Origin of the sequence: Clavibacter michiganensis subsp. insidiosus, assembly GCF_002240565.1 — a bacterium.
Lineage (GTDB): Bacteria > Actinomycetota > Actinomycetes > Actinomycetales > Microbacteriaceae > Clavibacter > Clavibacter insidiosus.
The window spans coordinates 1,268,829-1,282,452 of record NZ_MZMO01000001.1 but is presented as its reverse complement, the minus strand read 5'-3'; the positions used below and the strand labels follow the sequence as shown (position 1 = coordinate 1,282,452).

12 protein-coding genes are annotated in these 13,624 nt (G+C 73.2%); 5 read left to right on the top strand and 7 right to left on the bottom strand.

What is annotated here, in order from left to right:
* Nucleotides 1-302 precede the first annotated feature (302 nt).
* Nucleotides 303-638: a hypothetical protein gene (locus B5P21_RS16540; RefSeq protein WP_133064171.1), complete on the top strand. Its 336-nt coding sequence runs from the start codon at nucleotides 303-305 to the stop codon at nucleotides 636-638.
* A gap of 310 nt (nucleotides 639-948) precedes the next feature.
* Here B5P21_RS16540 and B5P21_RS06345 read toward each other — a convergent pair whose 3' ends face one another.
* Nucleotides 949-3,084 (bottom strand): DEAD/DEAH box helicase, encoded by a 2,136-nt coding sequence (locus B5P21_RS06345; RefSeq protein WP_045528623.1) that lies wholly within the window; start codon nucleotides 3,082-3,084, stop codon nucleotides 949-951.
* 274 nt (nucleotides 3,085-3,358) lie between these two features.
* Here B5P21_RS06345 and B5P21_RS06340 point away from each other — a divergent pair, with 274 nt between their 5' ends.
* Both B5P21_RS06340 and B5P21_RS06335 read left to right on the top strand, forming a co-directional pair.
* The gene (locus B5P21_RS06340) at nucleotides 3,359-4,507 is read left to right on the top strand and encodes a glutathione S-transferase family protein (protein ID WP_094170930.1); all 1,149 of its coding nucleotides are present in this window, start codon (nucleotides 3,359-3,361) and stop codon (nucleotides 4,505-4,507) included.
* On the top strand, nucleotides 4,507-5,298 hold the full coding sequence (locus B5P21_RS06335) for an alpha/beta hydrolase (protein WP_045528625.1): 792 nt from the start codon (nucleotides 4,507-4,509) through the stop codon (nucleotides 5,296-5,298). Before B5P21_RS06340 ends, B5P21_RS06335 begins: the two co-directional genes overlap by 1 nt.
* Here B5P21_RS06335 and B5P21_RS06330 read toward each other — a convergent pair.
* On the bottom strand, nucleotides 5,261-5,635 hold the full coding sequence (locus tag B5P21_RS06330; protein ID WP_045528627.1) for a DUF6804 family protein: 375 nt from the start codon (nucleotides 5,633-5,635) through the stop codon (nucleotides 5,261-5,263). The two genes, B5P21_RS06335 and B5P21_RS06330, sit on opposite strands and share 38 nt — an antisense overlap.
* A gap of 135 nt (nucleotides 5,636-5,770) precedes the next feature.
* On the opposite strand from B5P21_RS06330, the gene B5P21_RS06325 reads away from it, so the two are divergent.
* Nucleotides 5,771-6,811 (top strand): zinc-dependent alcohol dehydrogenase family protein, encoded by a 1,041-nt coding sequence (locus B5P21_RS06325; RefSeq protein ID WP_045528629.1) that lies wholly within the window; start codon nucleotides 5,771-5,773, stop codon nucleotides 6,809-6,811.
* 26 nt (nucleotides 6,812-6,837) lie between these two features.
* Here B5P21_RS06325 and B5P21_RS06320 read toward each other — a convergent pair whose 3' ends face one another.
* The 4 genes from B5P21_RS06320 to B5P21_RS06305 form a co-directional block, all read right to left on the bottom strand.
* Nucleotides 6,838-7,191, bottom strand: a complete 354-nt coding sequence (locus B5P21_RS06320) for a hypothetical protein (RefSeq protein ID WP_045528631.1) — start codon at nucleotides 7,189-7,191, stop codon at nucleotides 6,838-6,840.
* Nucleotides 7,192-7,288: 97 nt separating this feature from the next.
* Nucleotides 7,289-8,305: a S41 family peptidase gene (locus B5P21_RS06315; protein ID WP_052663214.1), complete on the bottom strand. Its 1,017-nt coding sequence runs from the start codon at nucleotides 8,303-8,305 to the stop codon at nucleotides 7,289-7,291.
* A 52-nt stretch (nucleotides 8,306-8,357) separates the two neighbouring features.
* Complete coding sequence (locus B5P21_RS06310) at nucleotides 8,358-8,675, bottom strand: putative quinol monooxygenase (protein WP_045528633.1); 318 nt, start codon at nucleotides 8,673-8,675, stop codon at nucleotides 8,358-8,360.
* Between the two features lie 46 nt (nucleotides 8,676-8,721).
* A complete protein-coding gene (locus B5P21_RS06305; protein WP_094170929.1) occupies nucleotides 8,722-10,476 on the bottom strand; it encodes a pyruvate dehydrogenase in 1,755 nt (584 codons plus the stop codon).
* A 117-nt stretch (nucleotides 10,477-10,593) separates the two neighbouring features.
* Here B5P21_RS06305 and B5P21_RS06300 point away from each other — a divergent pair, with 117 nt between their 5' ends.
* Nucleotides 10,594-11,337, top strand: a complete 744-nt coding sequence (locus tag B5P21_RS06300) for a DUF1684 domain-containing protein (protein ID WP_045528637.1) — start codon at nucleotides 10,594-10,596, stop codon at nucleotides 11,335-11,337.
* Nucleotides 11,338-11,396: 59 nt separating this feature from the next.
* Here B5P21_RS06300 and B5P21_RS06295 read toward each other — a convergent pair whose 3' ends face one another.
* Nucleotides 11,397-13,538: a S9 family peptidase gene (locus B5P21_RS06295; protein WP_094170928.1), complete on the bottom strand. Its 2,142-nt coding sequence runs from the start codon at nucleotides 13,536-13,538 to the stop codon at nucleotides 11,397-11,399.
* Between the last annotated feature and the right edge of the window lie 86 nt (nucleotides 13,539-13,624).

Sequence of the window (13,624 nt, the reverse complement as noted above, 5' to 3'; positions counted from 1 at the left end):
TCCCCGACCCATTGGAGAACATAATGAGAAAGTCTGCGCTGACACGAACAGTCGTGATAGCGACATTAGCTTTAGGCTCGATCGTCTTCATACCAGCCCTTTCGGCATCCGCATCAGAGCGAGTGGAGCTCCTGTCACGCGCGGGTGCGCATTCGACTACAACACCGTTGTCTCATACCTCCCTATCTCCTCAACGCCTCGCTGAGGTCGGTAGAGACCTACGATCCGGGCCCGCGGAACGCGTCACCGAAGTCACGCCGGCTGGGCAGCGCGTCACTTATCACATCACCCCTCACGTCGAAATGTCATTCACCTATGACTCGGCAGGGGAAGTGATCACAGAGACGGGCACAAAACGTGCACTGGAAGCCTCATCGGTGGCCTTCGGCTCCGACCCTTTTCCCTACATCAGCCTGGATTCGACTGAACAAGCAGCAGGTGCCACTGCCGCAGCAGGTTCACTCGCAGGCGCGATCTGCTTGGCCCTCGGGCCCGAAAGCGGCGGCGCTGCATGCCTCGCCGGCGCGGGTCTCGGCTTCACCATCGTCGCCATAGCCGTGGCGCACGGAGTCTGCCCGAACAATCAAAATTATCGCATCTATATCCTAAGCCTCGAAGGGCAGTGTAGGAATGACTGATCGATCTACCCACCGACGCCGCGTACGCGCGGTCGTTTCGTCAGGAATAGTCACGGCCTTCTACCTGTTCTGCGTGCTGGTCGTCGCGCCACTCGCCGCGGGCACTAGCGCACAGGATCGAACGTTCCCCGCAGGTCTGTTCGCCCTACCCTTATTCGCCCTCAGCTACTTGATGTTCTTGAAACTGCCCGGAATATTCGGCCGAACGAAGGAGAAGTAGCGAAATACGATCGGTGCCGCTCTCCGCGGCACGCACGACGCCCCCGCGACCAGCAGGCCGCGGGGGCGTCGCCGTGGAGCGGATCGCGGATCAGCCCGCGGCGAGCGCCTCCTCGAGCAGGTGCGACAGGGCGTCGAGCTGCACGGACGTGGATCCGGCCTCGTCGAAGTCCTCGCCGTCGAGCGCGCGCGCCGCGAGGCCCGCCTTGCTGTCGATGAGCTCCGCGATCTTCGCGTCGATCGTCTGCGCCGCGATGATCCGCCACGCGGTGACGGGCTCCTCCTGGCCGATGCGGTGCACGCGGTCGATGGCCTGCGTCTGCTCCGCGCTCGTCCAGCTGAGCTCCGCGAGCACCACGTTCGACGCGGCCTGCAGGTTGAGGCCGACGCCCGCCGCGGTGAGCGAGCAGACCACGACCTTGACCTCGGGGTCGTTCTGGAAGGAGTCGATCGCGTTCTGGCGCGCGGCCGGCGACTGGTCGCCGCGGATCGACACGCTCTTCAGCTCCCGCTTGGCGAACGTGGCCTCGGCCTGGTCCATCACGTCGACGTGCTTCGCGAAGAACACGACCTTGCCCACGGAGCGCGCGAGCTGGGCGGCGTAGTCGGCCGCGAGCACGGCCTTCGCCTGGCCGATGCGGCGGACCATGGTGAACACGTTCTCGCCGGTCTTCTGCGCCTTGGCCTCGTCGAGCTCGGACTGCGCCACGAGCCGCACGAGGCTCGCCCGCTCGGACGCCGGTCCGTCCATGACATCGGCGACCGTGGTGCCGCGCGCGCCGACGAGCGCCGTGAAGCGCTTGACGAGACGCGCCGCGAGCTCGCGCTCGGCCTGGCGGATGGAGCGGCCCAGGTCGTCGTCGAGCTCGACCGGGAGGTCCGCGATGCGCTTGGACGGCAGGTCGGTCGCCACGTCGATCTTGCGGCGACGCACGATGCCGAGGTCGATGACCGCGCGCCGGGCCTCGGCGAAGAAGCCGGGGTCGGCGGGCGTCAGGCCCGCCTCCTCCAGCTCGGCCATGAGGCGCGACGTGGGCTTGTCGCCGTCGATCCAGCCGAGGAACTGCCAGATGGCGCGGAAGTCGTCGATGTCGTTGATGAGCGGCGTGCCCGTGAGCGCCATGAGCAGCGGGTTCGACTGTCGCTGCCGGATGCTCTCGGCGAGCGCGAGCACGAACTTCGAGCGCTGCGACTGCAGGTTCTTGATGAAGTGCGCCTCGTCGACGACCATGCCGCGGAAGCCGAGCGTGCGCAGCCAGCCGATGTGCCGGTCGAGCACCTCGTAGTTGACGATGACGACGTCGGCGAAGGCATCGAGCCCCAGCCCGTCGCCGTGGATCACGGTGGCGCGGCGGTGCGGCGTCCAGCGCTCCACCTCGCGCTTCCAGTTCATCTTCACGACGTTCGGGACGACGACGAGCAGCGGGTACGCGTCCGCGACGGAGGCGGCGAGCAGCGCCTGCGCGGTCTTGCCGAGGCCGGGCTCGTCGGCGAGCAGGAACTCGCGGTGGCCGAGGCGCACGCTCTCGAGGAAGCGCGCCTGGTGGCGCATGAGCTCGAGGTTCTGCGGCGACAGGCGGTCGATGCGCGGGCTCTCGGGCAGGTCCATGCTCGCGATGCCGCCGCCGGCGCCGTACTCGAACGACTTGAACAGCGGGCCGAGCAGCTCCCAGTTCGCCAGCAGGCGCGTGGGCGGCGCGGCGGGCGCGGGCCGGTCGAGGTCGGGCTCGAGGAACGGGTTCGCGAGCACGCGGGCCTTGACCGACGGCGGCACGACCTGGCGCTCGTGCAGCTTGGCGAGCGCGGGATCCTCGGGCTCGGGCTCCGGCTCCTCCTCCACGACCATCTCGACGCCGCCGTCGAACAGCATGTGCTTGCGCATGGCGCGGGCCGTCTCGGAGAGCTTGGCGTCGGGATCCAGCAGCGGCAGCACCGAGGTGTCGCGCGCGGCCGTGCGGGCCAGGATGCTCGCGATGCCGTCGAGGCGCTTGAGCGTCTCAGCGCGCTCGGGGTCGCTGAGCGGCGTGGCCGGGTCCTTCGCGTGCGTGCGCTCCTCGCGCATCAGCACGGCGATGACCTGGAACTTCGTGCGGTTGACGGGCTTGAGCTTGCCGCGCTGGGCGGCCTGCTCGATCTCGCGCACGGCACGCGCCAGTACGGGGATGAGCCCCTCGTTGTCGATCGTGCGCGTGCGGGCGGAGGACCGCCGCTGGCCGGTGCGAGCCATGCAACTCCTTGTTCACTGCCGGGGCCAGGCGCTACCTGCGCTCCCGGATCGGAAGGACTTCGCGCCCGTCGCGCACGGTGACGCGTGCGGTCGGACGGTGGCGAGGGGACCTGCCTCGAGCAACCGGGGATCCGGGTCGGGGGTGGGACGTGGGTCCGCCGCCTGCGCCCGGCCGCCTCGGGGAGGACGGGCACATGGAGGAGTTTACGGTACGCGGGAGCCGCTCGGCGCCCGCGGCCGGTCGGGCGCGGCGACCCCGGCCTAGGGTGGATGCATGACGGATCAGGCGACCCCCGCAGGCAGCAACGAGGCGGGCGCTCCCGGCCGCTACGTCGAGGAGGGTGAGTTCACCCGCGACACGAACTACATCGAGGACCGGATCCTCCGCGACGGCTCGCAGGGCTGGCCCGTCGAGGCCGGCCGCTACCGCCTCGTCGCGGCGCGCGCCTGCCCGTGGGCGAACCGCTCCGTGATCGTGCGGCGCCTGCTCGGCCTCGAGGACGCGATCTCGCTGGGCCTCCCCGGCCCCACGCACGACGCCCGCAGCTGGACCTTCGACCTCGACCCCGACGGACGCGACCCGGTGCTCGGCACGGAGCACCTGCAGGAGTCGTTCTTCGCGCGCTTCCCCGACTACCCGCGCGGGATCACGGTGCCGGCGCTCGTCGACATCCCCTCCGGCCAGGTCGTCACGAACGACTACCCCCAGATCACGCTCGACCTCTCCACCGAGTGGACCGAGCACCACCGCGAGGGCGCGCCCGACCTCTACCCCGTCGCGCTGCGGGCCGAGATCGACGAGGTCGCCGACCTCGTCTTCCGCGACGTGAACAACGGCGTGTACCGCTGCGGGTTCGCCGGATCCCAGGAGGCGTACGAGAAGGCCTACGACCGCCTCTTCTCCCGCCTCGACTGGCTGAGCGACCGGCTCGCCACGCAGCGCTACCTCGTGGGCGACACGATCACCGAGGCCGACGTGCGCCTGTTCACGACGCTCGCCCGCTTCGACGCCGTGTACCACGGCCACTTCAAGTGCAACCGGCAGAAGCTCGACGAGATGCCCGTGCTCTGGGCGTACGCTCGGGACCTGTTCCAGACGCCCGGCTTCGGCGACACCATCGACTTCGTGCAGATCAAGCAGCACTACTACCTGACGCACACCGACATCAACCCGACCCGCGTCGTGCCCACAGGTCCTGAGACCTGGGGCTGGCTCGAGCCGCACGGGCGCGAGGAGCTCGGCGGCCGTCCGTTCGGCGACGGCACCCCTCCCGGCCCGGTCCGCGAGGGCGAGCGCGTGCCCGAGGGCCACGGCGCGGTGCCGCGCGGCGGACGCGCGACGCGCCCGTCCGAGGCGCGCGCCGCGGTCTCCGGGACGCCCGTGCCCGGATCGGCCGACGCCGCCCCCGCGGACCGCGGCTGATGGCGACGCGCACCGAGGCCGCCCGCGTCACGCCGCGCCGCCGGCTGCTCGGCCTCGCGATCCGACACGTCCCCGCGCTCGCGCGGTCCATGCGCGGCGCGCCCGCCGCGGGCACGCGCGTCGTCCGGCGCTCCGCCGGCGAGCAGGGCCTCCCCCTCGACATCGCCGTGTGGACGCCGCCCGGCCACGACCGCTCGGCCACCGGATCCCCCGTGCTCGTCGTCCTCGCCCGGCACGACGGCGACTGGCTGCCGTCCACGCTCGCGAAGGACCTCCGCGCGGTGGTCGTGACGATGGCGCCCGACGACGATGCGCAGGCGCTCGCGGGCCTGTCGTGGATCGCGTCGCACGCGGCGGGCTGGAACGGCACGCCGGAGCGGCTCGGGATCCTCGGCGACGGCCCCGGCGCCGACCGCGCGCTGCGCATCACCGCGCTCGCCCGCGACGCCGACGGCCCCGCCGTCCTGCGGCTCGTGCTCGTGAGCCCGTCCGGCGACGTGCCGAGCGAAGGATCCGCCGACCGCCAGGGCCACGGCCGCGACCGGCTCCCCGACGCGCTCGTGCACGTCGGCGCCGCGGATGCGCGCATCGACCACGTGGTCGAGGGCGTCGCGGCGCTCAAGGCGGCGGGGATGAAGGCGCGGCTCATCCGGATCCCGCGCGCCGACCAGGGCTGGCTCGCCTACCCGGCGGCGGACCCCGCTCTCGCCCGCCGCTCGCTCGACGAGATCGTCGCCTACCTCCGGCGCGGCCTCACCGAGGAGCGCGCGTTCGGGGTCGGCCCGGCGTAGGCGCGTCCTCCACGGGCACCTTCACGAGGATGCCCGCGGCGATGAACACGATCGCGGCCACGTACTGCAGCGACTGCCACGTGACGGCCTCGACGGGGATCACGAGGACCGGGTTCCACATCACGGCGACGGCCGCGAGCAGCGCGGCGCTCCACCAGCTGCGGGCGCGCACCGAGAACACGATCATGATGAGCGCGAGGATCGCGACCGCGAACCGTACGACCGTGAAGAGGTCGCCGTCGATCACCGCGAACCCGGCCAGCAGCACGATGGCGCCGAGGAGCCCGGGCGCGAGCGATGGGCGGGTGAAGGCGGGGGCGGCGGGGGTGCGGGTCACCTCGACAGTCTGCCAGCGCGCGCCGGGAGCGGGCCGTGTCGCGGGGCGGGCCCACGACGACCCGCCCGCGTTGGGATGACCCGGCGCTCGGATACCGTGGACGAGCCCGTGCCGCCCCGACCCCGAGGAGCCCCCATGCGCGCCGTCGTCTACGAGGAGTTCGGCCAGACCCCGGTCGTCCGCGACCTGCCGGATCCCGTGCCCTCCCCCGCCGGCGTCATCGTCCGCGTCGAGGCCACGGGCGTGTGCCGCAGCGACGCGCACGGCTGGCTCGGCCACGACGACGGCATCGAGCTCCCGCAGGTGCCGGGACACGAGCTGGTCGGGCGGATCCACCAGGTCGGCCCCGAGGTCACGCGCTTCCACGTCGGCGACCGCGTCACGGTCCCGTTCGTCTGCGCATGCGGCCGCTGCGCCGAGTGCCGCGCCGGCAACGGCCAGGTGTGCCGCGACCAGACGCAGCCGGGCTTCACGCACTGGGGATCGTTCGCCGAGCTCGTCGCGCTGCACGACGCGGACGTGAACCTCATCCCCGTGCCCGACGAGCTCGACGCGGGCGCGGCGGCGCTCCTCGGCTGCCGCTTCGCCACCGCCTTCCGCGGGCTCGTGCACCGGGCGCGGATCCGGCGCGGCGAGCGCCTCCTCGTCATCGGCTGCGGCGGCGTGGGCCTCAGCGCCGTGATGATCGGGGTCGCGGTCGGCGCGGAGGTCATCGCGGTGGATGTCGACCCGGCCGCCCTCGCGCGCGCCTCCGAGCTCGGCGCGGAGTACACGATCGACTCGTCCGACCTCTCCGAGCTCGACGTGCTCGACGCGATCCACGCGGTCTCCCCCGACGGCGTGCAGGTCTCGGTCGAGGCGCTCGGCCGCGAGTCGACCCTCCGGATCAGCCTGCTGGCGCTCGCGCCGACGGGCCGCCAGGTGCAGATCGGCCTGTTCGCGAGCGAGCCGACGGTGCCCGTGCCGTTCGTCATCAGCCAGGAGCTCAGCCTGCACGGCAGCCACGGCATGCCCGCGCACGACTACGCCGGGCTGATGGAGATGGTCGCCTCGGGCGCGCTCCGCCCGGAGCTGCTCATCGAGCACCGCATCCCGCTCGACGAGGCCCCCGCCGCGCTCGAGGCGCTCGCGTCGGGCGACCGCTCGAAGGGGATCACGCTGGTCGAGGTCGGCTGAGGCGCCCTCGGGCTCGGGCTCGGGCGTCAGCCGATCCGCTCCAGCGGGCTCGTGAGGTTCCCCGCCACGGTCACGATGCCCTGGATCGACCACAGGACGACGACCGACGCGAGCAGCGCGAACCTCCGCACCGTCCGCGGCGGCGCCCCGTGGATCGCGCGGTCGAGGAACAGGACGAGCACGGTCGCGACGGACACCGTGAGGCCCACGACCGACGCGAAGGCCATGCGGATGTAGTCGGCGGGCCCCGGCGATGACCAGCTGTTGCACGCCCAGCTCAGCCCCAGGGGGATCACGACGATGCCGAGGAGCAGCAGGACCGGCGCCGGGAGCAGCCCCTGGCTCGTGTCGGCGGGCTCCTCGGTGACGACGTCGCTCATGTGCCGAGCATAGGGACGGGCCCGTCGTCGCACCACGGGCCGCGCGAACGGTGGTGGCTCGCATCCCGTCCCGGCTCCCCGTCAGCCGACGGCACGGTCACCGCGGCGCGTCGAACCACTCGTCGACGGCGGCCGTGATCCCGGCATCGTCGACCATGACGTCCGGGGCGACGGGCACGCCGTAGCGCTTCCCCGTGCGGTCGGCGTCGACCGTGACCGTGAGGTTCACGATCGCGCCGTCGGGCAAGGTCCGCGGCGCGTTCCCGGTGCTGAAGCCGTAGGTGGGCTGCCCGAACGAGCGGACGCCGTCCTGCCCGACGAACGCGATCGCGACCGCCTCGCCGGAGCTCACCGTCATGCCGTCGGTGACGACGGCGATCGGCAGGCCCGCGGGCACCCGGCCCGCGGCGCTCATCGCCATGACCTCGCCGCCCTGGGCGACGGCACCGCCCGCGACGGTGACGGGCACCGAGCCGTCCGCGTCGTCGAACGACATCACCTGCCCCTCGTCGAGCAGCGGCGAGACCGCGGCGAGCATGGGCCAGATGTCGCCGCCGTGGTTCCCCCGGAGGTCCACGACCCAGCCGCGGGTCGTCGCGGGCACGGCGGCCACGAGCGCCTGGGCGCCCGCGTCGACGTAGCGCTGACGGGACGCCTCGTCCCCGCCCAGCAGCGCGGGGACGACGATGGTCGTGATCCCGTCGGCCGTCGTGACCGTGGGCCGCGGCTCGGCCGCGGCCGAGACGGGAGGGCTGTCGCCGAAGTCCGCCGCAGCCTCGGCGGGTTCGAGGAACGAGCTGTGCTCGCCGCCCAGCTCCTTCGCGGCCCCGGAGAGCGCCGGGTACGTGCCCGCGTAGGTGCGCGCCCGGGCCGCCTGCGCGTCCACCTGCGCCCGGACCTCCGCGACACGGGCGGGATCCGCCTGGAGCCCGTCGACCATGAGGTCCACGGCCATGTCGGCGTAGCGCTGCGGCGAGGGCGGGACGTCGAGGAGGCCGGCGCGCTCGAGGGACGGCGTCGCGCCGATCGTCCCCCCGATGAGCACGACCACGGCGACCGCGAACGCGACCGGCAGCAGGTGCATGACGCGGCGGCGGGTTCCGATCGAGGGCATGCAGTCACCCTGCCGGATGCGGGACCCGCCCGCGCCGTCGATCCCCCGGTGCTTAGAGCGCGCCCTGCAGCTCGGAGCCGGCCGGGATCGGCGTGAGCCGCGTGACGACGGCGGGCCCCGTGATGAGGCCGGCGAGCGACGCGCCCATGCGGGCGACCGCCTCGCCCGTTCCGTGCGCGTCGAGGTCCTCGACGGACGCCCACTTCTCGAGCATCACGATGGTGCCGTCGGGGGCGTCGTGGATCGCGTAGACCTCGCAGCCCTCCTCCTCGTGCACCTCGGCGATGCCGCGGGACAGGGCGGCGACCGCCTCGTCGTGCTTGCCCTCGACGGGCGTGAAGACGGCGGTGACGACGACGGGCTGGGACATGGGTTCTCCTCGTGATGGGACGGGTGGGGGACGTCAGCGGAACCGCTCACGGGCGCGGGATGTTCCGCAGGTTCGATCGGGCGAGCTTCACGGCCTCGCCGACGCCGCCGTTCATCACGATCTTCGACATCGAGAGCGCGAAGCCCTTCACCTGCGCGGCCGTGATCTCCGGCGGGATCGAGAGCGCCATCGGGTCGGTCACGAGGTCGACGAGCGCGGGCCCGTCGTGCGCGAACGCGGCCTCGAGGGCAGCGCGGATGTCGGCCGGGTCCTCGACGCGCTGGGAGTGGATCCCGAGGGCGGCGGCCACCGCGGCGTAGTCGACCATGGGCACGTCGACCCCGAAGTCGGGGATCCCGTCGACGAGCATCTCCACCTTCACGAGGCCGAGCGTCGAGTTGTTGAACACGACGACCTTCACGGGCAGGCCGTACGCCGCGACCGTGACGAGCTCGCCCATCAGCATCGACAGCCCGCCGTCGCCCGAGACCGACACGACCTGCCGCTCGGGGTACGCGACCTGCGCGCCGATCGCCTGCGGCAGCGCGTTGGCCATGGACCCGTGCACGAGCGACCCGATCATCCGCCGGCGCCCGTTCGGGGTGAGGTACCGCGCGGTCCACACGTTGCACATGCCGGTGTCGCTCGTGAAGACCGTGTCGTCGCCCGCGACCTCGTCGAGGATGCTGGCGGCGTACTCCGGATGGATCGGCTTGAGCTTCTCCGCCTTCGACGTGTACGCGCCGACGACCTGCTCGACCTTCCTGTCCTGCTCCTTCAGCAGCTTCTCGAGGAAGCGCCGGTCCGTCTTCCGCTCGACGAGCGGCAGCACCGCGCGGATCGTGGAGAGCGCGTCGCCGTGGATCGCGATGTCGACGTCGGTGCGGCGGCCGAGGCGCTCGGGCGCGATGTCGATCTGCGCGGTCCGCACCTCCTTGCCGGGCAGGAACTGGTCGTAGGGGAAGTCGGTGCCGATGAGGATCAGCAGGTCGGCGCCCGAGATGCCGGCGGCCGCCGCGCCGTAGCCGATGAGGCCGGTCATGCCGACGTCGAACGGGTTGTCCTGCTGGATCACGTCCTTGCCGCGCAGCGAGTGGCCGACCGGCGCCGCGATCCTGTCGGCCAGCTCCATGAGCTCGGCGTGCGCGGATCCCGCGCCCCGGCCCGCGAAGATCGCGACGCTCTTCGCGTCGTCGATGGCGGCGGCGAGCGCGCGCACGTCCTCCTCGGCCGGCACGATCGCGGGGCGGCGCGGGAGCGAGAACGCGGGCGCCTCGCCCTCCGCCTCGAACTCGGCCACGTCGCCCGGCAGCGTGATGACGCTGACGCCGCCGAGCGCGAGGGAGTGCCGCATCGCCTGGTCGACGACGCGCGGCGCCTGGACGGCGGTCGAGATCATCTCCGTGTAGTGCGAGCACTCGACGAAGAGGCGGTCGGGGTGGGTCTCCTGGAAGTAGCCGGAGCCGATCTGGTTCGTGGTGATGTGGCTCGCGATGGCGAGCACGGGCGCGCCGGAGCGGTGCGCGTCGTAGAGGCCGTTGATGAGGTGCAGGTGGCCGGGGCCGCAGGATCCGGCGCACACCGCGAGCTTGCCGGTGAGCTGCGCCTCGGCGGACGCCGCGAACGCGCCGGCCTCCTCGTGCCGCACGTGGATCCAGTCGATGCCGCCCGTGCGGCTGCCGCCCGTGCGCCGCACCGCGTCGACGACCGGGTTGAGGCTGTCGCCGACGACGCCGTAGATGCGGCTCACCCCCGCCTCGATGAGCTGGGCGATGAGCTGATCGGCGACCGTGCGTGCCATGGGTGCGTCCTTTCCGTCGGTGCATCCAGTCAATACCCGGCGCCTCCAAGCGGCATCCGCAGCGGGTACGGCGGGCGGGCCGGGAATGCCGCCGGACGCCCCGCGCGTTGCCCCGGGGTGACCGACACGCGAGAGACCCCCGCCCGCCCCGCCGCATCCGACGCCGACATCGCCGCGGATGCGCTCGCTGAGTACGAGGCCTGGCACCGCGCCCGCCTCGCCGCCGTGACGAGCCCGTTCGGCAGCCTCGCGCTCATCCAGACGACGTGGCTCGAGCCCGGCCGGGAGGTCAGCGACCTCGAGGCGCTCGAGGGCCAGCCCGACACCGTGCAGCTCACCCGCATCGAGCGCGTCTCGCTCGACACTGGCGAGCCCGAGCACGGCTACCGGCTCTGGGACTCGGCGAGCCCGAAGAACCGCGCGTTCGAGGACATCGAGGTCTACCCGTACGCGCCCGAGTGGATCCTCGAGGGCCGCTTCGAGCGCGTCGACGACGACCGCGTGATCCCGTTCGAGCACATCGCCGACGCCGGCCGCACGCGCGAGCTGCCCGTGCCCGGCGACATCGTGGTCGAGATCGAGGGCGAGGAGGTGCGCCTCAGCGCCTTCGCCGACAGCGACCGCCTCCAGCTCGTCTTCGCCGACGCCACCACGGGCCGCGAGAGCTACGCCCCCAGCCGCTTCCTCTTCCTCCCCCGCCCGGACGGCGACGGACCCGTGACCCTCGACTTCACGCGCGCCGTCGTCCCGCCGTGCGGCTTCTCCGACTGGATGAACTGCCCGCTCCCGCCCGCCGGCAACCGCCTCGCCGCGGCCGTCCGCGCCGGCGAGCGCCGGGTGGTCTACCGCGACGAGGCCTGAGGCGCGCCCGCGCCGGACTCCGGCCGGATGCGAGGCGACTCCGGGCCGGAGCGGGCGACCTAGCCGAGCACCGCGGGCCGCTCCCACTCCGCACCGCGCACGTGCTGGTCGAGGAAGGCGAGCACCGTCCGGTACCAGACCACCGACTGCTGCGGCTTCAGCACCCAGTGGTTCTCGTCCGGGAACACGAGGAACCGGTGCGGCGTCGTGCCGTCGTCGGAGGCGTGGTGCTCCGCGAGCTCCGACCAGAGGCGCAGGCTCTCGCCGATCGGCACGCGGTAGTCGCGGTCGCCGTGGATCACGAGCATGGGCGTCACGATGTCGCGCACGGAGTGGTGCGGCGAGTTCCGGTCGAGCCCCTCGGCCGAGAAGATGCTCTGGCAGTACTGCGACGAGTCGGTGGTCGGCCCGAACTGGTCGAGCGCCCACAGGCTCGCGTGGCTGACGATCGCGCGGAAGCGGTCGGTGTGGCCCGCGACCCAGTTCGCCATGTAGCCGCCGAAGGATCCGCCCATCGCGGCCGTGCGCGTCTCGTCGACGTCGGCCCGCGCCTCGACGGCGTCGGTGATCGACATGAGGTCGGTGTAGGGCGCCTCACCCCACGCGTCCCAGCCGCGCGCGATGAAGTCGAGCCCGTAGCCGGTGCTGAGCGCGGGATCCGGCAGCAGCACCGCGTAGCCGCGCGCCACCATCACCTGCGGCGTCCAGCGCCAGCTCCACGCGTTCCAGCTGTTGAGCGGGCCGCCGTGGATCCACAGCAGCAGCGGCGCGGGCGCCTCGGCCGACGCGCCCTCCGGCAGCAGCAGCCAGCCGCGCACGCGCGCGCCGTCGGCGGCCGTCGTCTCCACCTCCGTCATGGTGCCGGTGGTCGCGGGGACGGGCGCGGGCGTCGCGAGCTCCGTGACGGATCCGTCCGCCACCGACACGCGCACGGGGTGCGCGGGCGCCATCCACGAGGAGCGGAGCGCGAGCACGTCGCCGGTCTCGCGGTCGACCTGCACGTCGGTGGAGGAGTGGTCGTCCGTCGTGAGCTGCGTGACGGCGTCGTCGAGGCCGATGCGGAAGACGGGCCCGCGGCCGTCCTGGTCGGCCGTGACGACGAGCGCCTGCGAGTCCGCGTCGAACCGCAGCGACGACGGCCAGCGGTCCCAGTCGGCGGCGACGCGGCGGGCGTCGGATCCGTCGAGCGCGGACACCCAGATCTCCTGCTGCGTGGGCGCGGCCGGGGTCGCGCGGTCGGTGCGCATGTAGGCGAGCAGCGCGCCGTCGGGGCTGATGGCGGGCATCTCGAGGTCGACGCCGGGCACGTCGAGGAGCGTCGTGCGCTCCCCGGTGGCGACGTCGATCGACACGAGCGCCTGGCGGTCGCCGCGGCGCTCCTTCACGCCGACCGCGACGACGAGCGTGCGGCCGTCCGGCGCGAGCGCGGCGGCCGCGTGGTCGAGGCTGCGGCCGGGCCGCGGGGTGAGGTCGCGCGGGCGCGGCAGGGAGGTCGGGTACGGCTGCGCGGTGGCGGCGGGCGCGGCGGCCGCGGATCCGCCGTCCTCGGTCGCGGCCTCGGCGGCGAGCGCGGGCGCCGCGTCCGCGGTCGTGGGCCGGGCGGGCTCCTCGACGAGCGCGCCCGCGAGGTCGAGCGCGAACAGGTGCGGCTCGTCGGGGCCGAGGTCGTGGTCCCAGTACCGCACCGGGTAGCTCTCGTGCAGGACCGCGTTCACCTGGAGGTCCGACCGGTCCTTCCGTGCCACGGCGTCGGCCTCGAGCGAGGCGGATCCGGGCAGCAGCGGCGCCCGCAGGATCACGGTGGCGGCGTCGCGCGCGACGGCCGCGATGCCGTCCACCCCGCCGGCCAGCCGGGTCAGCGCGCGTGCCTCGCCGCCGGCGGTCGGGAGGATCCACAGCTGCGCGGCCTCCTTCCCGTCGGCGTCGTCGGCGTCGGGGCGGGAGGAGACGAAGAGGAGGTCGCCGGTCGCAGTGAAGGCCGCGCCCGCCTCGCTCTTCGCCGAGCGCGTGAGGCGCTGCGGCACGCCGCCGCCGGCCGCGGGCACGACCCAGAGGGCGTGGCGGTAGCCGGTCCTGGCGGCGTCGAGGGTCGTGACGGTGAGCACCGCGCGGCGTCCGTCGGGCGAGAGCACGAGGCCGCCGAGGCGCGGGAGGGCGATGAACTCGTCGAGCTCGGAGAAGGGGGTGCGGGTGTCGGGCATGCTCCCACGCTAGCCGCGGCGCGTCCCGACGCCGGGCGACGGGGCCGCGACGGCCGGCTCTCCCGCCGCCGAGCGCGGCGCGCGGC

Coding starts and splice junctions, on each gene's coding strand:
- B5P21_RS06310 (WP_045528633.1), bottom strand. CDS start 8,675: ATGTCCCAGCCCGTCGTCGTCACCGCCGTCTTCACGCCCGTCGAGGGC.
- B5P21_RS16540 (WP_133064171.1), top strand. CDS start 303: ATGTCATTCACCTATGACTCGGCAGGGGAAGTGATCACAGAGACGGGC.
- B5P21_RS06305 (WP_094170929.1), bottom strand. CDS start 10,476: ATGGCACGCACGGTCGCCGATCAGCTCATCGCCCAGCTCATCGAGGCG.
- B5P21_RS06315 (WP_052663214.1), bottom strand. CDS start 8,305: ATGCCCTCGATCGGAACCCGCCGCCGCGTCATGCACCTGCTGCCGGTC.
- B5P21_RS06320 (WP_045528631.1), bottom strand. CDS start 7,191: ATGAGCGACGTCGTCACCGAGGAGCCCGCCGACACGAGCCAGGGGCTG.
- B5P21_RS06295 (WP_094170928.1), bottom strand. CDS start 13,538: ATGCCCGACACCCGCACCCCCTTCTCCGAGCTCGACGAGTTCATCGCC.
- B5P21_RS06340 (WP_094170930.1), top strand. CDS start 3,359: ATGACGGATCAGGCGACCCCCGCAGGCAGCAACGAGGCGGGCGCTCCC.
- B5P21_RS06345 (WP_045528623.1), bottom strand. CDS start 3,084: ATGGCTCGCACCGGCCAGCGGCGGTCCTCCGCCCGCACGCGCACGATC.
- B5P21_RS06325 (WP_045528629.1), top strand. CDS start 5,771: ATGCGCGCCGTCGTCTACGAGGAGTTCGGCCAGACCCCGGTCGTCCGC.
- B5P21_RS06335 (WP_045528625.1), top strand. CDS start 4,507: ATGGCGACGCGCACCGAGGCCGCCCGCGTCACGCCGCGCCGCCGGCTG.